At 64.4% G+C, this 23,620-nt stretch carries 21 protein-coding genes; 13 read left to right on the top strand and 8 right to left on the bottom strand.

Annotation, left to right across the window (positions count from 1 at the left end):
- Positions 1–68: 68 nt before the first annotated feature.
- The gene (locus S58_RS07845) at positions 69–371 is read right to left on the bottom strand and encodes a hypothetical protein (RefSeq protein ID WP_015664732.1); all 303 of its coding nucleotides are present in this window, start codon (positions 369–371) and stop codon (positions 69–71) included.
- A 583-nt stretch (positions 372–954) separates the two neighbouring features.
- On the opposite strand from S58_RS07845, the gene S58_RS07840 reads away from it, so the two are divergent.
- From S58_RS07840 to S58_RS07820, 4 genes are all read left to right on the top strand, one after another.
- Positions 955–2,949 (top strand): multicopper oxidase domain-containing protein, encoded by a 1,995-nt coding sequence (locus S58_RS07840; RefSeq protein WP_042340628.1) that lies wholly within the window; start codon positions 955–957, stop codon positions 2,947–2,949.
- A gap of 516 nt (positions 2,950–3,465) precedes the next feature.
- Positions 3,466–3,924 (top strand): FMN-binding protein, encoded by a 459-nt coding sequence (locus S58_RS07830; RefSeq protein WP_015664730.1) that lies wholly within the window; start codon positions 3,466–3,468, stop codon positions 3,922–3,924.
- Positions 3,905–4,774, top strand: a complete 870-nt coding sequence (locus S58_RS07825) for an FAD:protein FMN transferase (RefSeq protein ID WP_015664729.1) — start codon at positions 3,905–3,907, stop codon at positions 4,772–4,774. Before S58_RS07830 ends, S58_RS07825 begins: the two co-directional genes overlap by 20 nt.
- Complete coding sequence (locus S58_RS07820) at positions 4,764–5,294, top strand: hypothetical protein (RefSeq protein WP_015664728.1); 531 nt, start codon at positions 4,764–4,766, stop codon at positions 5,292–5,294. The genes S58_RS07825 and S58_RS07820 overlap by 11 nt, the downstream gene beginning before the upstream one ends.
- A 170-nt stretch (positions 5,295–5,464) precedes the next feature.
- Here the strand turns inward: S58_RS07820 and S58_RS07815 are convergent, their stop codons facing one another.
- Both S58_RS07815 and S58_RS07810 read right to left on the bottom strand, forming a co-directional pair.
- Positions 5,465–5,773, bottom strand: a complete 309-nt coding sequence (locus S58_RS07815; RefSeq protein ID WP_015664727.1) for a YciI family protein — start codon at positions 5,771–5,773, stop codon at positions 5,465–5,467.
- A 34-nt stretch (positions 5,774–5,807) separates the two neighbouring features.
- Positions 5,808–6,449, bottom strand: a complete 642-nt coding sequence (locus S58_RS07810) for an FMN-dependent NADH-azoreductase (protein ID WP_015664726.1) — start codon at positions 6,447–6,449, stop codon at positions 5,808–5,810.
- Positions 6,450–6,578: 129 nt separating this feature from the next.
- On the opposite strand from S58_RS07810, the gene S58_RS07805 reads away from it, so the two are divergent.
- Complete coding sequence (locus tag S58_RS07805; protein ID WP_015664725.1) at positions 6,579–7,487, top strand: LysR family transcriptional regulator; 909 nt, start codon at positions 6,579–6,581, stop codon at positions 7,485–7,487.
- A 91-nt stretch (positions 7,488–7,578) separates the two neighbouring features.
- Here S58_RS07805 and S58_RS07800 read toward each other — a convergent pair whose 3' ends face one another.
- Positions 7,579–7,863 carry a GlsB/YeaQ/YmgE family stress response membrane protein gene (locus S58_RS07800; protein ID WP_015664724.1) on the bottom strand — a complete coding sequence of 95 codons (285 nt, stop codon included), beginning with the start codon at positions 7,861–7,863 and terminating at the stop codon, positions 7,579–7,581.
- 390 nt (positions 7,864–8,253) lie between these two features.
- On the opposite strand from S58_RS07800, the gene S58_RS07795 reads away from it, so the two are divergent.
- The 6 genes from S58_RS07795 (at position 8,254) to S58_RS07770 (ending at position 16,881) form a co-directional block, all read left to right on the top strand.
- Entirely contained in the window at positions 8,254–10,062 is a 1,809-nt protein-coding gene (locus tag S58_RS07795) for an amidohydrolase (protein WP_015664723.1), read from the top strand.
- A gap of 40 nt (positions 10,063–10,102) precedes the next feature.
- On the top strand, positions 10,103–11,923 hold the full coding sequence (locus tag S58_RS07790) for an amidohydrolase (RefSeq protein ID WP_015664722.1): 1,821 nt from the start codon (positions 10,103–10,105) through the stop codon (positions 11,921–11,923).
- A gap of 88 nt (positions 11,924–12,011) precedes the next feature.
- The gene (locus tag S58_RS07785; protein WP_244440725.1) at positions 12,012–12,860 is read left to right on the top strand and encodes a hypothetical protein; all 849 of its coding nucleotides are present in this window, start codon (positions 12,012–12,014) and stop codon (positions 12,858–12,860) included.
- Positions 12,861–13,105: 245 nt separating this feature from the next.
- Entirely contained in the window at positions 13,106–14,914 is a 1,809-nt protein-coding gene (locus S58_RS07780; RefSeq protein WP_015664720.1) for an amidohydrolase, read from the top strand.
- Between the two features lie 24 nt (positions 14,915–14,938).
- Complete coding sequence (locus tag S58_RS07775; RefSeq protein WP_277996610.1) at positions 14,939–16,492, top strand: MFS transporter; 1,554 nt, start codon at positions 14,939–14,941, stop codon at positions 16,490–16,492.
- A gap of 188 nt (positions 16,493–16,680) precedes the next feature.
- Positions 16,681–16,881, top strand: coding sequence for a hypothetical protein (locus tag S58_RS07770; protein WP_042340624.1), 201 nt, complete (start codon positions 16,681–16,683; stop codon positions 16,879–16,881).
- 123 nt (positions 16,882–17,004) lie between these two features.
- On the opposite strand, the gene S58_RS07765 is transcribed toward S58_RS07770, so the two are convergent.
- Together S58_RS07765 and S58_RS07760 are read right to left on the bottom strand one after the other, a co-directional pair.
- A complete protein-coding gene (locus S58_RS07765; protein WP_015664717.1) occupies positions 17,005–17,520 on the bottom strand; it encodes a hypothetical protein in 516 nt (171 codons plus the stop codon).
- 137 nt (positions 17,521–17,657) lie between these two features.
- Entirely contained in the window at positions 17,658–19,205 is a 1,548-nt protein-coding gene (locus S58_RS07760) for an acetolactate synthase large subunit (RefSeq protein WP_015664716.1), read from the bottom strand.
- A 289-nt stretch (positions 19,206–19,494) separates the two neighbouring features.
- Here S58_RS07760 and S58_RS07755 point away from each other — a divergent pair, with 289 nt between their 5' ends.
- Positions 19,495–20,067: a L,D-transpeptidase gene (locus tag S58_RS07755; protein WP_015664715.1), complete on the top strand. Its 573-nt coding sequence runs from the start codon at positions 19,495–19,497 to the stop codon at positions 20,065–20,067.
- 115 nt (positions 20,068–20,182) lie between these two features.
- Positions 20,183–20,938 (top strand): DUF2927 domain-containing protein, encoded by a 756-nt coding sequence (locus S58_RS07750; RefSeq protein ID WP_015664714.1) that lies wholly within the window; start codon positions 20,183–20,185, stop codon positions 20,936–20,938.
- 219 nt (positions 20,939–21,157) lie between these two features.
- On the opposite strand, the gene S58_RS07745 is transcribed toward S58_RS07750, so the two are convergent.
- Positions 21,158–22,288 (bottom strand): M48 family metalloprotease, encoded by a 1,131-nt coding sequence (locus tag S58_RS07745; protein ID WP_015664713.1) that lies wholly within the window; start codon positions 22,286–22,288, stop codon positions 21,158–21,160.
- Positions 22,263–23,480, bottom strand: coding sequence for a DUF898 family protein (locus S58_RS07740; RefSeq protein ID WP_042338950.1), 1,218 nt, complete (start codon positions 23,478–23,480; stop codon positions 22,263–22,265). The genes S58_RS07745 and S58_RS07740 overlap by 26 nt, the downstream gene beginning before the upstream one ends.
- Positions 23,481–23,620 lie beyond the last annotated feature (140 nt).

The following is a 23,620-nucleotide window of genomic DNA, read 5'->3' as shown; positions in this document are numbered from 1 at the left end:
GCCGGCTCCCGGCCGGATACCGCAACCGCGCGCGACCTCGGTGGAGGCGGATATCGCCTGTGCGCGCGCTAGCGCTTGCACAATCCGCTGGTCAAAACCCATCCCTTGTCGGTCAGAGCGGCCGCGACGATGTCGAAATACAGACGCTTGTCGGGATCGTCCTCGGACACGAACGAGACCTGGCACAGGAAGCGTCCGCTCTCGTTACCGCTGTCACATGTCGCCTCGACGATCTTGAGGCCCCTGTCGTGGCGCACACCGGAGGAAGGCGCTTCCTGCTCATAGGCCTTCTGAATGATTTCGACGTTGGGCGTCTCGCAGGAGATGCCGGATACGTTGCAGACCCACGCGAGAACAACAGCAAGCAGCATCCTACGATCTCCTCACAGCAAACGCCTACGATCAGGCGTAAGCTCAATGTCTGTTATACGACCTAATGAGAGCCTGACTTGGCGAGCTACGAGGGATGGTTGTCGATTTTGTGTCGGCTCTCGTGCGCCACGCGCACAACGCTGACCGGGACCCGTGTAGTTAGATCGATTCTTAAAGACCCGACGGCATTTCCCACAAAACGAAAGAAACGGTCACAAAGCAGACACCCGACGTCCATAGCGACGAAGGCCGAGGGTGCGAGGCGCCAATCGCTGACGGCTCGGTGGATCGTTCGATGACGATCGCCGCCCGGTGGACCTGCATCGTTTCGTAGCGCGTGTATCTCGAGCCATATGGGGATCTGGCATGTTCGTCGGGCGTCTGCACAAGCCAAGTATGCGATCACTGACATCTGCGGCCGCGGTGCTGGCAGGGTTGACCTGCGCGGACACAGCCGCGCGCGCTCATGATCTGGTCGAGCCCACGGTGCTCAGGAGCAAGCACGGCGTGCTCGATCTGTTGATGATCGCCAAGGCCAAGCCGGTCTCGACCATCAGCTACACCCCGCCCGGCGGCTCGCCCATGAACCCGACCGGCTGGGTTTACGAGATCTGCCCGCGGCCGGCGTCAGACCTGAAATGCCCGGCCGGCGCTGCGGTGTCGGACTATGGCGGCGTGCGGCTGGCCCTGCAGAAGGGCGACACGCTGAAGATCAGGCTGGTGAACCAGCTGCCGCAACTCGATCCGGCGAAGGTAAATCACAATACCGATCCGGGTCAGGCCAACCTGTTTCGCAACCCAACCAACCTGCACACCCACGGACTGATCGTCGAGCCGCGCGCTCCGACGCTGAGCGACCAGACCTTCGGCGACTACGTGTTCGTGCAGATCTACAACTCGGCCAATGGCATGCCGGTGCCGCAGACGACCCATCAGCACGGTTCCAACAAGATGAACTATGCGGACTACCGGATCGAGATCCCCAGGAACCACCCATCCGGGCAATTCTGGTTTCACCCTCACATCCACGGACTTTCGCTCAACCAGGTCTCGGAAGGCCTGGCGGGCATCATCTCGGTCGGCGAGGTCTCGGACTACGCGCATGGCGACGCACGGGATACGCCGTTTCCCGAGGCCAGCGTCCGCCATCTGGTCCTGAAGGACATGCAGGTCGCAGCTGGAGGCACCGTGCAGTTCGACAGCGGCCCCGCGGCCGTGCAGCCGGGTGAAGTGATCAATCAGCAGGACCCGGGTTTTTGCGCGCAGTTTCCGGCTGATAGCTCCGAGGTGCGCCAGGGATCGTGCCCGGGCGTCGACAACACTGCCGACGAAGGCTCCAATTTTTCCGGCGGCAATTGGTTCTTCACCGTCAATGGCCGGACGTTTCCGACCATCAAGATGACCGATCCCGACGGTGAGGTCTGGCGGCTCACCAATGCGTCCGGCAGCCTGTCCTACAATCTCCAGCTGACCGACGATGAAGCGCAGAAGCCGATGGTCATGCAGCTCATCTCGGTCGACGGCGTCAGCGTGAACCTGCCGCAGGACACCACGATGGACACCATGGTGCGGCTCGGCGGCGCCCGCTTCCGCGTCGTGCCCTGCCCGCCGCTGCCGAGCTCGCGCTTCCACTCGAAGCCGGTTTGCGTCACCCAGATCGTCATGATGCCGAGCTCGCGCACCGAGGTCTTCGTCACCTATCGGGATCCGGCAACCGGCGCGATCGCCTCACCGGGGCGGTCGGCTTCCGCGACCTTCAAGATGGTTGGATTGACCATGGGCAGCGGCGATCAGTGGCCGGCGGTCGACCTCGCCAAGGTGAACTTCCACCAGCACGGCTGGCGCAACCACATCTCCTACGGCCTCGACATCAGGGGCGATGCATTGTCGACGATGCAGCCGTCGGGCATCCTCGACGCCAAGGTGCCGTATGCGAGCGCCACGCCGCTGCGTGACGGCTGCCGCCCGTTGCCGGCCGGACACCGCCGCCGCATCTTCTTCGGTCTCGCCGATCTGACCGACGACGGCACCTTCGGTCTCGGCTACGAGGAGGTCGATCAGAACGGCAACCCGGTGCCCGGCACCCAGCTCCCGGTCAGTCAGTTCGATCCGGCGCAGAACATCGTCTGCCTGCCGCTCGCGGCAGGTCAGCGTCCGGTCCACGAGACCTGGGAGCTGGTGCAGCTCTCGACGGAGAATCACAACTTCCATATCCACCAGACCCGCTTCAGGACCATCAACAGCAAGGCTGCAGAGAACACGCCGCTGTCGGTGTCGCTGAACAGGAGCATCGGGGGAGGCATGCTGCAGGACAACGTCCCGCTCGGCGTTGCGACCCCGAACGTGCCGGAAGTGATGGACGCTCAGAGCGGCGTCTGCAGCATCGAGCAGTGGCGCAACGGGCAATGCACGTCGAAGCCGGTGGTATTGGACATCCCGTTCTCGCAGGTCGGCGAGTTCGTCTATCACTGCCACATCCTCGAGCATGAGGACGGAGGCATGATGGCGAAGATCAAGGTGGTGCCGTCGCCCTATAGCGGCAATCCCTGGGAGGCCATGAACCAGATGCCGTGGTAGTCGCGGCGGCAGGGTCCGGTGTCTTCAACAGGCCGGCGTCGCAATCGCGGCGCCGGCGAGGCTGATTTAGCGCCGCGCACACGGCGTTAGCCCGCGGAGGCGGACACGCCTTCGGCAAGGTGTTCGGATGACGGCGCTACTTTTGAATGACTCTAATCTGCCGCGAACATCGCCGTGAAGGTCCTGAAATGACGAGCCTGGGCGGCGGCCTGCAGCCGTTGCGAGACGTCCATCGACGGCAACATCGTTATTCCCCAGCCACTCCGGCAAATCGCCAACATCGTCTCAGCAATTCGCCGCAATCGGAACACTACGATCTCAACTCTGACAATCGTAATGGTTAGCATCAAGCGCGTTGCGAACGTCGAAAGGGGGCACCAGCAGATCGGTATCTGGTGCGGATTTGCGGAAGTATTATCGTCGGTCGGACTGCTGACATCGCGCCGCGTCCCGACAAGACGAAAGATCGATGCGCAAAGGAGGGCGTGACATGAAAGCAGTTTTGAGGTGGACGAGATGAGTGATTGGCTGAAATGGACGGCGCCCGCTGCGGCCGTCGTGTCGATCGCTTCGCCGGCCTACGCCATGCAGTATATGAGCGTCGAGGAAGCGCAGAAGGCCGCTTTCCCGGGAGCCAGCTTTTCCGAGGTTCAAGCCGGCCGGGTGTGGAAGGCGAGCAGCGGCGGTTACATCTATTACGACCACGTCGTCGGCAAGCACCTTCTGATCGACTATACGGTCGCCATCGGAGCCGACGGTCGCGTGCGCCGCGTGGATATTCTCAACTACCGTGAATCCTATGGCGGCGAGGTGCACGACGCCAGCTGGCTCGGCCAGTTCGTCGGCAAGAGCAGCCAGAACGAGGTTCGCATCAATTCCGACATTCGCAACATCTCGGGCGCGACCCTGTCGTCGACTCACTTGACCGAAGGCGTGAAGAAGGTGCTGACGTATCATGCCAGCCACTTCCGCTAGCATTCGGCGAGCGCGAGCCCTGCTGGGTACGTTCGTCGAGATCGACGTCACCGATGCGCACGGCTGCGATGCAGAGGGTGCCGTCGAGGCGGCGTTCTCGGCGGTCGCAGACGTGCATCGGCTGATGAGCTTTCACGATGCGGACAGCGACGTCTCGCGGCTGAATCTTGAAGCGTCGGGCTGCGCGGTCAAGGTACATCCCTGGACCTTCGCGGTGCTCAAGACGGCGCTGGACATGGCGCATCGATCGGACGGCGCCTTCGACATTGGCGTCGCCGGCGCGCCGCCGCAGGCCGGGACGTCGACCTTGGCTGCGATCGAGCTGCTTGCGGACGATCACGTCCGCTTCGGTCACCCCACCGTCAAGATCGACCTCGGCGGCATCGCCAAGGGGTTCGCGGTCGACCGCGCGCTCGAGGCCTTGCGGATGCGCGGCGTGCGCTCCGCGATGGTGAATGCAGGCGGCGATCTCGCCGCCTTCGGACCCGACGTGCGCGTCGTTCACATTCGAGATCCGCAATTTCCGGACAGGCTCCTCTGCCAGATCGAAGTGAGCAATGAAGCTTTGGCGTCGTCGGCCCGACGCTTCGACCCGTTCCGATCGGCGGATACGACGGATACGGCGGTCCTGGAGCCCGCCACCCGGCGGCCGGCCCACGGCGTCTACGGCGCAACGGTGCGCGCGCCGACGTGCATGGTCGCCGACGCGCTGACCAAGGTCGTCATGATCGCAGGCGAGCGGGCGGCAGCGCCACTGGCCCACTTCAAGGCAAGCGCAATGCTGATTGCGACCAACGGCGACATCCAGACGACATCGAACTGGCAGGGAGTTCTCCAACATGCGGCTTAAAGGCGCTTTTCGGTTCGCACTCTATGGAATCTTCGGCCTCCTGTTCGCCAGCGGGGCGCTATGGATCTATGCCGACCAGATGAAGAACCGCACGGAGATCGACACCGAGATATGGCAGCAGGCCGCCGCCTTCCTCCTGAGCATGCATGGTGGCGCTGCGATGATCACGCTGATGCTGCTCGGTGCGCTTGGCCCCATGCACGTGCAGCGCGCCTGGCGCGCCAAGAAGAATCGGACGACGGGAATCGTCAGCCTGGCGATGTACGGCCTGCTGATCGCGACCGCATTCGGGCTCTATTACGTCGGCTCCGAAGCGCTTCGGCCGTGGATTAGCACCGTCCACATCGCCTTCGGTCTCGGCGTCCCGGCGGTCGTCACTGCCCACATCATCGTTGGCCGGGCAAGCGTTGCCGTGGTGGCTCAGCCGATGCGGACGCAACGCGCCACCGCCGCCACGCTGGTGCCGGCCGATGCTCCGGCCGACGCCGATCTGGTCAACATCATGAGCAAAGCAAGCTGATTTCGTTCGGCCGAGAAAGGCGAGGAGGTCCGCAGCACAACGCTGCCGTCCTACCTCGCCTTGCGATCTCGGCCTGATCGCGCTCGCTATAACCAATGGCCGGGCCGAGCATCAACCCTTGAGCCAGTATGCACCGCGCAGGATCGCGCGAACGCTCCAAGTCCAGCCTGTCAGATCGGCTTTGCCTCCTCGGCCCACTCGGCGGGGAAAGCGGCGGCGCGGAGCATGGGCGTGAACGCCCTGACCTCGACCTCGACCAGCCGATGCACCACGAAGGGATCTTCGTTCATCATGCGATCGAGCCCCGCTCGATCGGCGCAGCGAACGAGCAGCAGTCCGCCGGTTCGAGGTTCAAGCGGACCGGTCACGAGAATGCGTCCGGCCTTGGTATGCTGGATCAGCCAGTCGCGATGGCCGTCGAGCTGCGCGTTCACTTCATCGAGCGGGCGCACATAGCTCAGTGTAACGATATAGATCATGGGACCTCTCCGGTAGCTGTGAGTTGCGCGTACGTCAGACCGCCAAGGCTTGCGAGATCAAGGCTTGCGAGACGATGGACGATATCGACTGATGAGCCGCGGCCATCGATTCGCTGCGCGCGTCGGGGCCCTTCGACATCCTCTCGGCGCGGACGAACTGGAGCTTCGTGACGCCCATGAAGCCGAATACGGCCTTGAGATAGGGCTCCTGAAAATCCAGCCCCGCCAACGGGCCGCCGGTGTAGACGCCGCCGCGCGTCGAAGCCACGATCACCTGCTTGTCGCCCGCGAGCCCGACCGGACCGGTCTCGGCGTACTTGAAGGTGCGCCCCGGCTGCACGATGCGGTCGATCCAGGCCTTCAACTGAGTCGGCACCGCGAAATTGTACATCGGCGCGCCGATGACGATCAGCTGACTCGCCAGAAACTCGGCGACGAGCGCTTCCGAGCGGGCATGCTCGGTTTGGACAGACGCGCTGGACTCCTTGACTCCGATCGGCCGGAAGCCGGAGGCGATCGCACCATCGAGATGCGCGATCGGCTCGACGGTGAGGTCGCGGTAGAGAATGCTCGATCCGGGCCTCTCACGGCGCAACGCCGCGACCACCGATGCGGTGAGTTCGCGGGAGCCGGAATCGGTGGTGAGAATGCTCGAGTCGAGATGAAGAATTTGCATGGACGTCGCTCCTGAATGGGCTCTCGTCCGGAATTTGCGCGCCTGCCCGACGTTCCACTAGCTAGACAAAACGGCACAGATTGTTCTAGTTTTGAGACAATCACAGTTCCATAATACCGTTCGTGAGCCATGATCGACTTGAACGAGCTGGCGCTATTCGCCGCCGTGGTCACGCACGGAAGCTTCTCCTCGGCGGCGCGGGTGCTGGGAATCCCCAAATCCCGCATCAGCCGCCATGTGGCAGAGCTGGAGAAGCAACTGGGCGTCCGGCTGCTGCAACGATCGACCCGGGTCGTGCGCGCGACGGACGTCGGCGCGGCGTTCTTTGCACATTGTGAGGCCATGATGCGGGCGGCGCGCACCGCCATCGAGGTCGCGGAGCAAGCCAGCGAGCATCCTTCGGGCCGGCTCCGCGTCTCCTGTCCGATCGGCGTCACGCACATCTTCCTGGCGCCGATCCTCGGACGATTCCTGCGTGCCCATCCCGACATCCGCGTGGAGCTGGAAATGACCAACCGGCGCGTGGATGTCATCGGCGAAGGGTTCGACGTGGCGCTTCGGATTCGAACGGCGCTCGACGACTCCAATCTCGTCGTTCGTCAGTTTGGACTGAGCGAGCAGGCGCTGCTCGCAAGCCCGTCATTCGTTGCCGAACGAGGACCGTTTCCATCGGTCGCCTCATTGATGCGAGTTGTCGGCGTCGGCCCCGGTGGTGACGACCGCCCGCGATGGCATGTGACAGGTCCTGACGGAACGGATGCCGAGATCGAATATACGCCGGCGCTGGTGACGGACGACGTGCACCTGGCCCAGCAGATGGCGCTCGACGGCGTCGGCGTGGCACAGGTCCCGATGAATCTGGCCGGCCCAGCGATCGCGGACGGACGGCTCATCCATCTCCTGCCCGATCACCGCCTGACCGCGCATCGGCTTCACGCCGTCTTTCCATCCCGCCGCGGCCTCGTGCCAGCCGTGCGCGCCTTCATCGAATTCCTCGCGGCCGAGCTGCCCATGCATCAGCGCAGCACATCCGGGTAAACGCGGAGGACGAGCCGATCACGGCCGGCGGAGTGGACACGACGAACAGCGTGCGATGAGCTCGGGCGACGTCATCTGGATGCGATGAACGTCACGAGGCGGCTCGTGCGCTCCACAGCCAGATGGCCGCCAGGACGACAAGCGAGCCGGCGAACGCCGCTACGACGTCGCGCAGCGAAATGACGATGCTGTCCAGGCCGGGAAAGAGTCCGAACATGGCGAACAACGCTCCGCCGATGACGGCTCCGACGCATCCCAGGCCGATGTTTGCAAGAAGGCCAAACCCGGCCTTGCGGCCCTTCACCAGCATTCCGGCGAGGCTGCCGCCTACCAGCCCGACGACGAGCCAGGTTGCTGCGTGAGCGATCGTGAACATGGCTCTTCCTTTCCGCGCGCTATATCCCGTTGCGATGCGTGACCCGGCCGTTCATCGTCGTGGGCTCGATATTCGCCGGCTGATGCCGTGGGGACAGACTCGAACAGCTTGCTTTCGCGCACGATGAGGTCGGACCGCCTTTTGGGTCCGACCGCAACAAGCATCCCGACGACAGCTTAAGATTGTTTGTAGTACCGGCAAAGCGATCGCCAAATAATCTCGTCATCGCTGCGGAACTAAACCCATATGAGCATTGTGAACGAGAATGCCTCTTAGTTGAACCAGTAAATATGCGGGCGTCGTCGTTCATTCGCATACTTTACGACAACTATGAAAAACCTTCCGAATCAGATGAGGTTTCATTCGCGCACAGCGTGTGAGGATGATCGCATGTGTATTGCATGCAATTGGACCAGATTTCGCAATTTCCTTGATTTGGAGCTTGCGGCGGAGCCGTCGCGACGACAGCTGCTGCAGGCAGGCGCGGTGTTCGCTGCCGCCAGCGTAACGCCCGCTGTCGTGCCGACGCCCGCCGAGGCCCGCGCCGGCGACGCCAAGGCCGACATCGTTTTCCGCAACGGACCCGTCTACACCGTCAACGGCGGCAGAGAATGGGCACGCGCGGTCGCCGTCCGGCAAAAGCACATCGTCTATGTCGGCGACGATGCCGGCGTTCGATCCTTCATCGGGCCCAGGACCCGCGTCGTCGATCTCTCCGGCAAGATGCTGCTGCCGGGATTTGTGGAGGGACACATCCATCCGGTTGCCGGCGCGGCCATCACCCGAGGGGTCGACCTTCAGTTTGATACACGGGACGAAACGCTCGCGGCGTTGACGGCCTACCGCGCCAAATCGGGCAAGGTCGATGTCGTCCGCGGCTTCGGCTGGCGCTACAACGCATTCCCGACAACCGGCCCGCGAAAGGAGGATCTGGATCAGATCTGGCCGGATACGCCCGTCATCCTCGCGGCGATCGACGGCCATTCAGCCTGGGTCAATTCAAAGGCGCTGGAGGTAGCCAAAGTGACCAAGGCGACCAAGGATCCCCTGCCCGGCTTCAGCTATTTCCAGCGCGACCCGGCATCGGGTGAGCCGACCGGCTATCTCGTCGAGCCCCCCGCCATGTTCAAGATCCTCAACGCCGCGGCGCCGTTCACGACGAACTACATCGCCGAGTCGTTCGAGGGGTGGCTGCCCAAGGCATCAGCGGCCGGCATCACCAGTCTGTTTGATGCCGGACTGCTGGTTTTGCCGGACGAGGCCGGCTTTCAGCTCTATCAGAACCTCGAACGGAAAGGGAAGCTGCCGTTCCGGGTGGTTGGATCGACCTACCACAACAACCCGGCCATCGATCCCCTTCCGATCATCAAGGCGCTGCGGCGGCGATTCCATTCCGAGCTGGTGCAGGCCTCCGTCCTCAAGCTCAACATCGACGGCGGCGAGGCCCAGCGGACGGCGGCCCTGCTCGTGCCCTATAGCGACGATCCAAGCACGGCGGGCGAGACGCTGGTCCCGCCCGATCAGTTCAAGGACATCATTCGACGCGCCGACAAAGACGGTCTCAACATCCACATCCACTCCTACGGCGATCGCGCCAATCGCCTGTCGCTGGACGCCTTCGAAGCGGCGATAAAGGTCAATCCGCCGCGCGATCGCCGGCACACGCTGGCTCACGTCGTGATCCTTGCGCCCGAGGATCTGCCGCGCTTCGCCAAGCTCGGCGTCACCGCCCAGTTCTCCACGCAATGGTCGGTCAAGGATGCATACTGGCACGACGTCATGCAGCCGCGCCTCGGCGCGCGTGCCGAACAGGTGTACCGCACCGGCTCGATCCTGCGCCATGGCGGCAATATCTCGCTCGGCACCGACTGGCCGGCCGCCGGCTACTACAGCACCTACAAGCCGCTGGAAGCGATCGAGATCGCGACCACGCGGCGGGAGCTGAACAAGCCGGATCAGCCGCCATTGGTGCCGCTCGACGAGCGGATCAGCCTCGAGGAGGCGATCCGCGCCGCCACGATGGGGCCGGCCTATCAGCTCGGACTCGACCAGAAGATCGGCTCGATCGAAGTCGGCAAGCTCGCCGACCTGATCGTTCTGGAAAAGAACCTGTTCGAAGTCGCCCCGCATGAGATCCACAAGACCAAGGTGCTGATGACCGTCATGAACGGCCAGGTCAGGCACCAGTCGCCGGTGTGAACCAAACCGGGCGCCGCCTGCAAATCATGGAGCTGACACCATGTGTCTTGGATGTCATTGGGCGAACTACCGGGATCTGTTTGGAAGTCCCTCCGAGCCGGAGGCCGGCGGCCTGACGCGGCGCCAGGCGATGCAGCGCGGGGCCATCTTCGCGGCGACAGCGGCGGCAGCCGTATCGGCCGCGCCATCGTTCGTCGCCGAGGCAGTGGCGGCGGCCGATCCGAGCGCCGACATCGTCTTCCGCGACGGCCCGGTCTACACGGTCAATCGCGACAAGCCCTGGGCCCGGGCCGTCGCCGTCAAGGGCAAGCGCATCGTCTTCGTCGGCGACGACGCGGGCGTTCGCTCCTTCGTGGGGTCACGGACGCGCATCGTGAACCTTGCAGGCAGGATGCTGCTTCCGGGCTTTGTCGAAGGCCATACGCATCCGATGGTCGGAGCGGCCCTGACGCGAGGCGTCGATCTGCAGTTCGACACCCGCCAGGAGATGCTCGACGCGCTCAAGGCCTATCGCGCCAAGATCGGGACGGTGGACATCGTCCGCGGCTTCGGCTGGCGATATAACGCCTTTCCCGCGACCGGCCCGCGCAAGGAGGATCTCGACGCCATCTGGCCCGACGTTCCCGTCATTCTCGTCGGGATCGACGGGCACGGCGCCTGGGTCAATTCGCAGGCTCTCGCGCTCGCCGGGGTCACGAAGGACACCAAGGATCCCATCCCCGGCTTCAGCTACTTCCAGCGTGATCCGGCGACCGGCGAGCCGACCGGCTTTCTCGCCGAGCCGCCGGTCATGCTGCTGGTCAACAACGCCATCCAGCCGTTCAGTCTGGACTATGTCGCGGCCGGCCTCTCCGAGTGGCTTCCCAAGGCCGCCGCCGCAGGGATCACCACGGTCTTCGACGCCGGAATCCAGGTTCTGCCAGACCAAGAGGGCTTCGCGCTGTATTCGCAGTTCGAGCGGAAAGGAAAGCTGCCTTTCCGGCTGATCGGCTCCTACTACCACAACCGGCCGGACGTCGATCCGCTGCCCGTGATCAAGGCGTTGCGACGAGAGTTTCAGTCCGAACTCGTCCGCGCCTCGGTGCTGAAGCTGAACATGGACGGCGGCGACAACGCACACACCGGCGTATTCCTCGCCCCCTACGCCGACGCGCCGGAGACCAGCGGCGAACCGCTGTTGCCGCCCGACCGGTTCGCCGACATCGTCCGGCGTGCCGATCGCGACGGCATCGACATTCACGTCCATAGCATCGGCGACCGGGCAACCCGGCTGACGCTCGACGCTGTGGAGGCCGCGATCAAGGCCAACCCGCCGCGCGATCGCCGACACGCCATCGCCCATCTCACTTTGGTCGATTCGCAGGACGCACCGCGGTTCGCCAAGCTTGGCGTCGTCGCGCAGTTTTCCGTGCAGTGGGCCGTTGCCGATCAACCCTGGCACAGCGTGACCCGGGCGCGTCTCGGGGCCGCCCGCGCCGACAATGTATATCGCGTGGGATCGATCCTCCGCCATGACGGCGTGCTGTCGTTCGGCGCCGACTGGCCCGCCGCGAACTCCTACAGCACCTACAAGCCGCTCGACGCGATCGAGATCGCAACGACGAGGCGAGAGCTCGGCAAGCCGAATGGCCCACAACTACCACCGGCCGACGAGGTCATCACGCTCGAGGCTGCCCTGAGGGCAGCCACGATGGGGCCGGCATGGCAGCTCGGGCTGGAGCGCGAGATCGGCTCGATCGAAGTCGGCAAGCTCGCCGATCTCATCGTGCTGGAGAAGAACCTGTTCAACGTCGCGCCACACGACATTCACAAGACCAGAGTGGTGATGACGGTCATGAACGGCCAGGTCAGGCACGGCTAGAAGTGGCCTTGTCCGGCCCCGGTCTATTCGACAGCCCGGCGGGTGAACGATGCACGCACGAGACACAAGCACGAGACAGAGGCTGCAATTGCTGCGTTTCGAGACGAGGTCATCAATGACGCCGGGACTTTCTCGACTGATGGTGCTGCTTCTGATTTCAGCGCTATGCCCCGGCGTCAGCGCCTCGGCCCAACAGGCTAAGACGCCGTCGGTCGAGGACCTCGCCAGGGCAGCGCAAAATCCAATCGCGGATACGATCAGCGTTGGCCTGGAGAATATCGCCGCGCCGAACACCGGCCCGTACCGGCAGACGGCAGATGTCGTCAAGATCGAGCCGGTCGTCCCGTTTCAGCTCAATGCCGAGTGGAATCTGGTGACACGAACGACCATTCCCGGCATCGCCCAGGTTCGCTTCTCGCCCGAGCAAGGGCGGATCGGCGGGGTTGGTGACATCAACCAGATCTTCGCGCTCACCCCGTCACATTCAGGCAGCCTGATCTGGGGTGTCGGGCCGACCTTTTCCTATCCATCCGCAACTGAACCGGCCCTCGGTTCGGGAAAGTGGAGCGCAGGCCCGACGCTCGTCGCCTTGACCATGCCCGGCCCCTGGGTGCTCGGCGTGCTCGCCAACAACATCTGGTCATTTGCAGGACCGAACAACCGCGCGCCGGTCAACCAGATGATGCTGCAGTACTTCGTCACCTACAATTTTTCAGATGGCTCCTACATCAGCTCGAGTCCCATCATCACGGCGAACTGGCTCGCCAAGGGCAACGATCGCTGGGTCGTTCCCGTCGGCATTGGCGTCGGCAAGCTTTTCATGGTCGAGCGGCAGCCTATCAATGCCGAGATCGGTGTTTACTACAATTTGCTGAAGCCGGACCAGGCATCGCACTGGCAGTTTCGGGCCAGTCTGGCTTTCCTGTTCCCAAAATGACTGTTCGGATCGCGCGGCCTCTGCCGCCGTGAGTAGCAACCGGATCTGCAATCAGATCTGAAAGCATTCGATTTGAATGTTCACGATCAGCAAGCATCCGGATCTTCAGTCTGCGTACGCACGCGGGACGCCTCCGAGACCGGCTTGATCGCTGTCAATCTCGGCAGGTGCGCAGCGACGTAGTTTAGCGTTCGATTGGACAATGATGCAGCCTACGCGGAGCGCGGGCCGTTCGGAGTGGGACAATGTGCATTGCATGCGGCTCGGCCATCGGTTCGCTGTTTGCGGCGTCGAAGCCGGAGGGCGGCGGACTGACCCGTCGCCAGATGGTCGCGACCTCGGCTGCGGCCGCGGCATTCGCCGCTGCCGCGACTCCGGCCTGGGCCGCCTCCAACCGCACGACCATCTTCCGCGGCGGGCGCGTCTACACGGTCGAAGACTCGCTGCCCTGGGCTCAGGCCGTCGTCGTCAAGGGAGGCACGATCGTCTATGTCGGCGACGATGCGGGAGCGATGAAGTTTGCCGGACGCGGCGCCGACGTCATCGACCTCAAGGGCCGCATGCTGATGCCGGGCTTCGTCGAGGCGCATTGGCATCTTTGCACGCTGGCGTTCGCCCGCGGCGCCTGGGTCAACGAGGAAGATCCCGAGCGCATCTACGCGATCCTGCGCGATTACGCGAAGGCGCATTCCGACGAAAAGTTCATTCTCGGGTTCGGCTGGATCGCTGGCGCGTTTCCCGCCTCGGGTCCGCGCAAGGAACCGCTGGACGAAATCTTCCCCGATCGGCCGGTCCTGCTCGTCAGTTGTGATCTGCACGGCTACTGGGTCAATTCCAAGCTGCTGGAGGTGGCCGGCATTACGAAGGACACCCCGCGCGACGTCGTGCCCGGCTCATCCTGGTACGAAAAGGATCCCAACGGCGCGCCGACCGGGTTCATTTCGGAAGTCCCTGCGCTGTTCGCGGTGCTGCAGGCGCTCAAAAAGCACGGCATCGAGCCGTTCGGCCTCAAGTCGGCCGCCGCCGCCATCGAGGAATGGCAGCCCAGGCTCGCGGCCGCCGGCATCACCACCTTCTTCGATGCCGGCTTCAGCGCCTGGCCGACCGAGCAGCATCACGGTTTCGACATGCTGGTCGACCTCGAGAAACGCGGCAAGCTGCTGCAACGCGTGATTGGCTGCCTCTATCACAATGATCCCAAGGTGGATCCACTGCCGATCATACGGGCCTATCGGCAGCGCTATCGTACCCAACTGGTCAAGGCCGATGTGCTGAAGCTGCTCGTCGATGGCACGGAGCTGAGCCGCACCGCCTATCTGCTCGATCCCTATGCCGGCAAACCGGATTGGCGCGGCGAACCATTGCTGCCATCGCCCGTGTTGAATCGAATCCTGCGCCAGGCCCACGCGGAGGGAATCGATACGCACCTCCATGCCGTGGGCGACGCCGCAGTCCGTATGAGCCTGGATGGATACGAAGCCGCTTTTGGCAAGAACGGCCCCGGCAACCGCCGTCATACCATCTGCCACGCATTCCTCACTGCGCCCTCGGACATTCCACGCTTCAGAAAGCTCGGCGTGATCGCGAATACCCAGATCCAATGGGGCGTGCCGGATACCAGCCAGCGTCGCATCCGCGAGATCTACGGCGAAGAGCGCTGGAGCCGCATGTACACCTTCAGGACGTTCATCAACGAAGGCGTCACGGTGTCGTTCGGAATGGATGCCCTGGCGACCGGCTCCAAGGTCGTCGTCAAGCCGCTCGAGGCGGTGCAGGCCGGCCATACGCGTCAGGAGCCGGGCAAGCCCGACGGCCTGGTCCATCCGCCCGCGACCGAACGCCTGAGCCTGCCGGAACTCATCCGAGGCTATACGATCAACGGGGCCTACCAGCTGCGCATGGAGGATCAGATCGGCTCCATCAAGGCCGGCAAGCTGGCCGATCTGATCGTGCTCGAGAAGAACCTGTTCGATGTCGGGCCACACGACATCGGCAAGGTCAATATTCAGCTGACGATGATGAACGGCCGGATCACGCATCGCGATGGACTCTGAACGGGAGTGGTGAACGTGCACGAGATGGCGAATGCGTGGGCTGAGCAGAGCGTTCCGCCAGCGAGCGCACCAATGTCCAAACGCAATCGCTGGCTGATCCTCCTCACCGTCTCCAGCGCGCTCGCGCTGATCGTCATCGACATGACCGTGCTGTATACGGCGCTGCCCAGCCTCACCCATGAGCTTGCGGCAACGGCGTCGCAGAAGCTGTGGATCGTGATGTCGTATGGGCTGGTCGTAGCCGGCCTGCTTCCCGGATTCGGCGCGCTCGGCGATCGTTTCGGTCACAAGCGGACATTCGTTGCGGGCCTGCTGGTATTCGGGGCCGCTTCCGTAGTGGCGGCCTATTCGCCTTCGGCGGGGGTCCTGATCGGCGGGCGGGTCCTCCTCGCCATCGGTGCAGCGCTCATGATGCCGGCGACGCTGTCGATCATCCGCGTTACCTTTTCCGATGAACACGAACGGTCGCTGGCGATTGGCATCTGGGGCGCGGTCGCTTCCAGCGGCGCGGCTGTCGGTCCCCTGGTCGGCGGAGTGCTGCTCGAATACTTCTGGTGGGGATCGGTCTTCCTGATCAATGTCCCGCTGGTTGCCGTCTCCCTCGTCGCCGCCTTGTTGCTGATACCTGCGCCGGGCGATCGTCCTGATCGCGACTGGGACCTGATAGGATCGGTTCAGGCCATGGCCGGGCTGATCGGCTTCGCCTATGTCGTCGAGGAGTTCGGCAGTCCTCAGCCTCCCTACGGCATCATGGCAGCCGCGGCGATCGGGACGGCGGTCATTCTGATCGTCTTCGTCCGCCGCCAGCTGAGACTCGAGAATGCCTTGATCGACTTCACGCTGTTCCGCAACCGCGACTTCACGTTCAGCGTGATGACGGCGATCGTCGCTTCGCTGACGATCGCGGGCGCCGAGCTGGCGATGAGCCAGCGGCTGCAACTGGTTCTCGGCTATTCGCCGTTGCAGGCGGCGCTCTACATCCTGCCGGCGCCCCTGGCCGCGTTCATCGGTGGGCCACTGGCCAGCCTGACGCTCCGCCACATCGGCGTCGCCAACGCCATGAGCGGCGCGCTGCTGGTCGCCGGCCTCGGCGCGGCGGCCTATCTGTTTTGTTATGATGCGAGCCTGCCCGTGCAACTCACATGCATTGCCGTCAACGGCCTCGGGTTGGGCGCAGCCATGGCGGCCGCTTCAAACGCGATCATGAATCAGGCTCCCGCAGGCCGCGAAGGCATGGCGGCTTCGATCGAGGAAGTCTCGTTCGAGCTCGGCGGCACGGTCGGGATCAGCATCTTCGGCAGCATATTGTCCGGCGTCTTTACCTCATTCATGGTCCTGCCAAACGGCTCGACGGTGCCTCCAGCGGTTCGCGACAGCATCGATGAAGCGCTGATGATCGCCGAACGCCTGCCGACCGACGTGGCGGCCGGTGTCGTCTCCCTCGCCCATCACGCGTTCGACCAGGCATTCGCGACCGTCATCTTCGTGGCGAGTGCCGTGCTGCTGGGGACCGCCGTTGCAGGACGGCTTGGGCGCAAAGCGGACGACCCGAGCACGGCACATCGCGATGCGGATTAGCGGCTGGGTGCATGGCTCCCTGCGGCCACCGCAGGGGTCACAGAATGCGCCCGCTGCTTTCCGGGCGGACGGCGCAAGTCGGCTTTTGCAGGGCGGAACTCTCACGTTTTCCTGATTCCTGCGTCAGAACGCCGCGGATGGAATTGGCCTATGGTCCCGCGCGTTTCCAACCCTCGGAGGTTTTCCGCATGCGTAAACTGATCATCGCCACCGCCGCCCTCGCGTTCGTCTCGTCGGCCGCTCTTGCCCAGTCCACCGAGAAGCCGATGACGACCACCGGCCAGTCGGCGAAGAGCGGCGACGCCATGGGCGGGGGCGACGACATGAAGATGAGCAAGACGAAGAAGAAGTCGGCCAAGAAGACGTCCGGCGACGGCATGTCGAAGTAAGGTCCAAGGCGGCCTGTCCACAGGCTCCGCCCGTCTTGACGAGATCGGGCCGCTCCTTCCGGGGGCGGCCCTTGTTCACGCGGTTGCCGGGCGACGAACGCGCCTGCGCTTCTGGGAGATCGCTCAGCCGGCGGCCAGCCCCAGCTGCTGCAATCGCCCCGCGAACCACGCCGACAGTGGCGGATCGATCCGGGCGCCGACATAGACCTCGGGCGTGATCACGCTCCGGCGGTCGAGGATCACCAGGACGCCGATCCAATACGCAAACCACAGATGCGGGTCGGTCAGCGCCATCAGCTTGTGGCGGTCGTGCGCCAGCGGCTGGTGATTGCTGGCCTTGCGGACCTCGATCGCCAGCAGGTTGTCGGGCACGGCGCGCTTGTGCACGACGATGTCGGGGTAGATCGATTTGCCCAGCTCGTCGTCGGTCGAGACGATCGAGCCGCGCGGCAGCAGCATGGCGCGATCGCCGAGCCTATTGTAGTCACAATCGACGTCCCAGCCGAGGAAGTTGCGCTCCAGGTGCACCGAGAGCCGGTGCGTCAGCGCACGCTCACCCAGATCACGATCGAGGATGAAGCGCTCGCGCGCATAGAACTCCTGCAGCGCGGAGATCAGCCGGTTCAATTCGCTGTGCATGCCGCCCAAACAAAACAAACGATGGAGACGTCACCATCAACACGCGATCGTGCTGAGTCGCCAACCAGATAAATGCTGACATGACGCTGCCATCGACCGGCGGCCGATTTGCGGCCGCCGGTTGCGGACGGCCGAACTTACATCTGCACTTCGATCAGGCGCGGGCCATATTCGGCATTGGCCTCGGCCAGCGCCACGTTGAGCTCGTCGGCCGAGGTGACGGCGCGGGCGGGCACGCCCATGCCCTTGGCCATGGCGACGAAGTCGAGCGTCGGGCGGTCGATCTTGAGCATGTCCTGGGCGCGCTGGCCGGGCTCGCCGGCGCCGACGCCGTCGAACTCGCCGCGCAGGATCTGGTAGATCCTGTTGGCGAACACCACCGTGACGACGTTGAGGTTCTCGCGCGCCTGAGTCCACAGCGACTGGATCGTGTACATCGCGCTGCCGTCACCGACCAGGCACATCACCTTGCGGTCCGGGCAGGCCACCGCGGCGCCGGTCGCCACCGGCGTCGAGAAGCCGATCGAGCCGCCCATGTTCTGCAGCCAGTCGTGCGGCTTGGCGGCGGCGGTCGGCGGGAAGAAGCCGCGGCCGGTGGTGATGGATTCGTCGACCACGATCGCGTTCTCGGGGATCGCGTAGGCGATCGCTTGCGCAATGGTGGTGTGGTTGAGCGCGCCCGTCGGCCTGATCAGTTCGGCGAGCGGCTGCGGCTTGACGTCGGCGGCCTTGGCGCCGAGCTGGCCGGCGAGCGCCTCGAGCGCCGCGGCCGAGTTCTCGCCCCAGGCGGTCATGCGGTGCACCTCGGTGCCCTCGGCCTTGAGCTGGCTCGGCTTGTTCGGATAGGCGAAGAAGGCGACGGGGTCGTTGGCCTCGACCAGCACGATGTGCTTGTAGTTCTTCAGGATCGGCAGCGCCTGCTCGATCACATAGGGAATGCGGTCGATCGAGAAGCGGCCTGCGCCGCGCGCCATGCGCGGGTGATAGGTCTGACCCATGACGCGGCAGCCGGTCTTGCCGGCGATCTGCTGGGCGAAGGTCAGCGCCTGCTCGGTCAGGGCGCCCGCGGTCATCAGCACCAGGGTCTCGGGGCCATGCGCGTGCAGGATCTTCGCCGCCTTCTCGACCGCATCGGCCGAATAGCCCGGGCGCTGCGTCTCCCCTGGAACATGGGCGATGCCGTCCGCCTCGTTCCAGGCGGTGTCGGCGGGCAGGATCAGGGTCGCGATCTGCGGCGGCGCGCTCTTGGCGGCGGCGATCGCGGCGGCACCATCGGCAGCGACGGCCTTGGCGCTCGGCGAGGTCCGCACCCAGTCCGACATCGGCCGCGCCAGGCCTTCGATGTCCGAGGTCAGCGGCGCGTTGAAGCCGATGTGGTAGGTCGCGTGCTGGCCGACGATGTTGACGATGCCCGAGCGCGCCTTCTTGGCGTTGTGCAGGTTGGCGAGGCCGTTGGCGAGGCCGGGACCGAGGTGCAAAAGCGTCGAGGCCGGCGTGCCCTTCATGCGGAAATAGCCGTCGGCGGCGCCGGTCACCACGCCCTCGAACAGGCCGAGCACGCAGCGCATGCCCTCGACCCGGTCGAGCGCAGCGACGAAGTGCATCTCGGAGGTGCCCGGATTGGTAAAGCAGACGTCAACGCCCCCCGCGACCAGGGTCCGTACCAGGCTTTCCGCACCGTTCATCATGTTCTCCCGCTGATTCCGCGCCATTCTTGATGATCGGCAGATCAATCATTGTTCGCAGGTCCCGTCAAAGGGGCTGGCCGCATTGCTGCCATCGCCGCACGGCTCATGCGCTGGTTTGGCTAACGTCGACTTGGCGGACTGGTGCGGAACGGTGAGTACGCGATTTTCCGTGGGATTTAGGTCACGGACCGTCGCCACATACCGGCCTCACGCCGCCGTGGGTTGCGAAATAGGGGCGGTTATGGCCTGTCTGCGAACGGAATTGGATATTTGCCAGGGGATGGAAATGAAGCGCTGTTTTGCTTTGGGAATTGCTGCGGTCGCACTGGTGGCAAGCGCCGGAATGGCGCGGGCGGAAATGTTCGACACAAGGGATCTCTTCGGCGGCGGGCCGAACTTCTACCAGAGCGGCGTCAGCCCGATCCCGCGCGAGACCGTGATGTATCCGACCAACTATGCGCCGGGAACGATCGTGGTGAACACGGCGGAGCGCCGGCTCTATCTGGTGCTGGGGAACGGCGAGGCGCTGCGCTACGGGATCGGCGTCGGCCGCGACGGGTTCCGCTGGGGCGGCGTGCACCGCATCAGCGCCAAGAAGGAATGGCCGGCCTGGACGCCGCCGTCGCAGATGCTGCGGCGCCGTCCCGACCTGCCGCGCCACATGGCCGGCGGCATCGAAAATCCGCTCGGCGCACGCGCGATGTATCTCGGTTCCACGCTGTACCGCATCCACGGCTCCAACGAGCCGGAGACGATCGGCCAGGCGGTGTCGTCGGGCTGCTTCCGCATGACCAATGACGACGTCACCGACCTCTATGACCGCGTCTCGGTCGGCACCACCGTGATCGTCAAGAACTGAGAGCGTCTCTGATCGGCCGATGAAGCAACGTCAGAGCGCACACCCTCGCCAGGAGCATCCCTGCTCCTGGCGCTCCGTACCAGCCGCGGCAATCGCCGCGACCGTCGCGCTGGCTATGCTCGTCACCATGGCCCTTCCGCCGCCGGCCTCGACCGCCGAAATTCCGGCGATCGCGGCGCGTCAGCGCATGGAGAAGAAGAGCTTCACCGACGCCGAGATCACCGACGGCTTCTTCAAGACCGCGTTCGGCGCCGAGTATCATCTCGCCGGCCGCGTCGACCGGATCAGGAAATACAGCACGCCGGTGCGAGTGTTCGCCGACGGCCGCCGCGCCGACCGCAAGGCGCAGCTCGCCAAGGTCGTGAGCGACATCGCCGCACGCATCCGCAATCTCGACATCGCGATGACCGAGAGCGACGACGCCGCCAATGTCCGGGTCAAGCTGGTGCGCGACCGCGACCTCTACCACACCATCAGCCAGGCCTATGGCAGCGAGCGCGCCCGCGAGATCAAGACCTCGCTCGACCCGCAATGCCTGTCCGGCTTCCGCAAGAACGAGGCGTTCGAGATCGAGCATTCCGACGTGATCCTGACTGTCGACAATGGCGATTTCGTCTTCCTCGATTGCGCCTATGAGGAGCTGCTGCAGTCGCTGGGGCCGATCAACGACACGTCGAGCGTGCCCTGGACCATGTTCAACGACAACGTCTCGATGGGCTATTTCGATGTCTACGACCAGTACATCCTCAATCTGCTCTACGACCCGCGTGTCAAGGCCGGCATGACGCTGACGGAGGTCAAGGCCGTGCTGCCGGACGTGCTCACCGATGTCCGGGCGTGGGTGAAGCAGACGAACAATCTGGCGGAGTGACGGGCGCGGCGTCGCGGTTAGCCCAACTCTTGCAACACCATCGGTGTCGTCCCTGCGAACGCATGGACCCATAACCACCGAGTCGATTTGTTGGAAGAAGGCGTCGCTCAGTCTGCCTTATTGTAGGGCCGCGGCGTATGGGTTCCTGCGTTCGCGGGGACGACACCGAATGTTTGGCACTGCTATCGGGTCGATCGAGCGCCGACAGCAGCCAAAAGCTTAGTGACAAATCCCCTTCAGCGCCCGCCACTCGTCCGCGCTCAACAGCGGCGGCCCGCTTGCCGGACGGTCTGCGGCGCGCATGCGGGCGAGGCGGTCTTCGGTCAGCGGATGGCTTGCCCAGAGCGACGGGCGCTTGCCGTCCTCCTTGCCGGTGATGCGGAACATCAATTCGCCCATCGGCCGGGTCGGCCGGCCGAGCTTGTGCATCACATCGATGGCGAAACTGTCGGCCGCCTCCTCCGCCTCGCGCGAATAGGAGGCGTTGATCATGGTGCGCGAGGCGAACACCGCCGCGCCCGCGCCGGTGACGTCACCGAACAACAAGCCGATCAGGAACGAGCTGCCGCCATTGTGGATCAGCTGCCGCAGATTGTCGCGATGCTTCAGATGGCCGAGCTCATGCGCCAGGATGCCGGCGACCTCATCCGGATCGTCGGCCTTGTCGAGCAGCCCCCGCAACAGGAAGAACCGCCCGCCCGGCAGCGCGAAGGCATTCGGAATCGGCGTGTCCACGACCTGCGATGCGATGCTGTCGTCGAGGCCGGCGGGCTTGCGCAGCGCCGTGACGAGCTTGGCGAATGCGGTCTGCCCGGCCGTCTCGCCGCAGACCTTGTCGCCGAACACCGTCTGGATCTGCACCACGGCGGCCTCGCCGAGATGCCGCTCCATCGCCGGCGGCACCAATGGCGTCAGCCGGTCGGCGGCAAATGGAATCACGACCAGCACGATCGCAACGATCGAGGCCGCCGCCGCCAGCGACCAGCCGATGATGCGAGCGATCGCACCGCGGGTGAGGCTGTTCTGGTCGATGTCGCTGCAGCGCGCGGCCAGTTCGGCCGCGACAGCGGGATCGCGGATCTCGAGCCGCGCCAGCGGCGAGGCCGACAGGCAGCTGACGCGCAGCGTTCCGCTCGGCCCGTCGACCCGGCGGATGTCCTCATAGGGCCAGGAGACGAAATTGTCGGCGCTGCGCATCACCAGCTGATTGGCGAAACCGATCGTGACGATCTGCCGCCGGTTCGACAGCCCGTCGAAATAGGTCGCAGAGCCGCCCAGCTGAGCAGCGGCCCGCTCCTGCTCGCCCGGCGCACCGCGCCCGGGCTCAGAATCCGGCGACGTCGAGTCCATCGGCAAACCCTTCGCCGAGCGCGCTCGCCAGATCGCCCTTGGCGGCGACGTTGGCCATGGCCTCGATGCCGTGCACCTGCACCGAGTCCAGCACGGTCGCCCAGATGTCGCGCACGAGATAGAGGCGCATCACGACATTGAGCGCCAGAATCCAGATGATGTAGCCGAGCCCGATCGCGACCAGCATCGGGATCTGGTTGGACAAGGATTGCATTTGCTGCAAACCGCCACCATCCGGCCCCAGCAGTCGCGCGGTCACCGCGATCACCGCGCTGAAATAGATGGTGGAGGCGATCGAGAGCAGGACGAACCAGGCGATCACCTTCCAGTACAGGGCGTAGAAGGCGTCGCCGGGAAGGGTCGATTCGAGGCGCACTTCGCCAAAGCGGATGCCTGACAGCCACCATCGCCACTCGACCGCTTTGAAATGAGCAAACAGAAACGGCGCGAGCACCAGAAGAATGATGGCCGAGAAGGTGCCAGCGACGCTCGCCGATGGCCAGCCGCCGGAGTTGAAGGCCAGATGCATCAGCAGCGCAACGGCACCAGCCGCCGCTGGCGGCGCCAGCCACAGATACCACGCCCGCTTGAAGAACTCCCAGCCGCGTCCTTCGAAATCACCGCGCAGGTCGCCATAAAACGAGTGCTGCATCTTGTAGCGCTCAAGCGCGGCCTCCCGCCACGGCCACGCCAGTCCCAGCGTGACCACCGCCAGCAGCGTCCACAGCATGGCGCGTCCGGCATAGGCCCAGCCCGAGCCGTCCATCCAGAACCGGACGCCGCGCCACACCGTACGCGTCAGCCGGTAGCGCCGCGCGCGGTAGATCGCAAACTGGCCGAATGCATAGAAGGCAATCACCAGCGGCACGCTGGCGAATCCCTGATAGCGCTCGGCTTCGACGCCGACGGCGAAATAGGCGAGATAAATCGGGACCAGGATCGCCATCGCGAACAGGAAGCCGATCAGGAGCTCCTTGCCGCGCCCGGTGTATTCGGCGGCATCGCCATCGACCGCCGTATTGACCCACAGATGACGGCGGATGTCGGTGGCGAGCCAGAACCGGTAGAAGCCCAGCGTGATCAGCTCGAGAGCCGCCCCCCGGCTGGCGAGCTTGAAGAATTCACGACGGGCGCCGGAAAAGAGTGCGGGCAGAGGCGGAAGCGGCGGCGGCTGCTCCGGAACGTAGCTCATCTGGTTCACGGTCTATGCCTCCGACACACGCAATGACATACAATATGCCTCGGCTGTTTGTCGCCGGGGCGACTCCGAGGTTCACCTGTGACGCATTTTCTACGCAAGTCGGCCGGAAAAAAACACCGGCCGGGACGACA

This window comes from Bradyrhizobium oligotrophicum S58, from assembly GCF_000344805.1.
Taxonomy (GTDB): Bacteria; Pseudomonadota; Alphaproteobacteria; order Rhizobiales; family Xanthobacteraceae; genus Bradyrhizobium; species Bradyrhizobium oligotrophicum.
The sequence above is the reverse complement of the archived record's forward strand: the minus strand, read 5'-3'. Positions and strand labels throughout refer to the sequence as shown.

Excerpts from the sequence above, each read along its gene's own strand:
- S58_RS07845 (WP_015664732.1), bottom strand. The coding sequence starts at position 371 with ATGCTGCTTGCTGTTGTTCTCGCGTGGGTCTGCAACGTATCCGGCATC.
- S58_RS07840 (WP_042340628.1), top strand. The coding sequence starts at position 955 with ATGAACCCGACCGGCTGGGTTTACGAGATCTGCCCGCGGCCGGCGTCA.
- S58_RS07830 (WP_015664730.1), top strand. The coding sequence starts at position 3,466 with ATGAGTGATTGGCTGAAATGGACGGCGCCCGCTGCGGCCGTCGTGTCG.
- S58_RS07825 (WP_015664729.1), top strand. The coding sequence starts at position 3,905 with ATGCCAGCCACTTCCGCTAGCATTCGGCGAGCGCGAGCCCTGCTGGGT.
- S58_RS07820 (WP_015664728.1), top strand. The coding sequence starts at position 4,764 with ATGCGGCTTAAAGGCGCTTTTCGGTTCGCACTCTATGGAATCTTCGGC.
- S58_RS07815 (WP_015664727.1), bottom strand. The coding sequence starts at position 5,773 with ATGATCTATATCGTTACACTGAGCTATGTGCGCCCGCTCGATGAAGTG.
- S58_RS07810 (WP_015664726.1), bottom strand. The coding sequence starts at position 6,449 with ATGCAAATTCTTCATCTCGACTCGAGCATTCTCACCACCGATTCCGGC.
- S58_RS07805 (WP_015664725.1), top strand. The coding sequence starts at position 6,579 with ATGATCGACTTGAACGAGCTGGCGCTATTCGCCGCCGTGGTCACGCAC.
- S58_RS07800 (WP_015664724.1), bottom strand. The coding sequence starts at position 7,863 with ATGTTCACGATCGCTCACGCAGCAACCTGGCTCGTCGTCGGGCTGGTA.
- S58_RS07795 (WP_015664723.1), top strand. The coding sequence starts at position 8,254 with ATGTGTATTGCATGCAATTGGACCAGATTTCGCAATTTCCTTGATTTG.
- S58_RS07790 (WP_015664722.1), top strand. The coding sequence starts at position 10,103 with ATGTGTCTTGGATGTCATTGGGCGAACTACCGGGATCTGTTTGGAAGT.
- S58_RS07780 (WP_015664720.1), top strand. The coding sequence starts at position 13,106 with ATGTGCATTGCATGCGGCTCGGCCATCGGTTCGCTGTTTGCGGCGTCG.
- S58_RS07775 (WP_277996610.1), top strand. The coding sequence starts at position 14,939 with ATGGCGAATGCGTGGGCTGAGCAGAGCGTTCCGCCAGCGAGCGCACCA.
- S58_RS07770 (WP_042340624.1), top strand. The coding sequence starts at position 16,681 with ATGCGTAAACTGATCATCGCCACCGCCGCCCTCGCGTTCGTCTCGTCG.
- S58_RS07765 (WP_015664717.1), bottom strand. The coding sequence starts at position 17,520 with ATGCACAGCGAATTGAACCGGCTGATCTCCGCGCTGCAGGAGTTCTAT.
- S58_RS07760 (WP_015664716.1), bottom strand. The coding sequence starts at position 19,205 with ATGAACGGTGCGGAAAGCCTGGTACGGACCCTGGTCGCGGGGGGCGTT.
- S58_RS07755 (WP_015664715.1), top strand. The coding sequence starts at position 19,495 with ATGAAGCGCTGTTTTGCTTTGGGAATTGCTGCGGTCGCACTGGTGGCA.
- S58_RS07750 (WP_015664714.1), top strand. The coding sequence starts at position 20,183 with ATGCTCGTCACCATGGCCCTTCCGCCGCCGGCCTCGACCGCCGAAATT.
- S58_RS07745 (WP_015664713.1), bottom strand. The coding sequence starts at position 22,288 with ATGGACTCGACGTCGCCGGATTCTGAGCCCGGGCGCGGTGCGCCGGGC.
- S58_RS07740 (WP_042338950.1), bottom strand. The coding sequence starts at position 23,480 with ATGAGCTACGTTCCGGAGCAGCCGCCGCCGCTTCCGCCTCTGCCCGCA.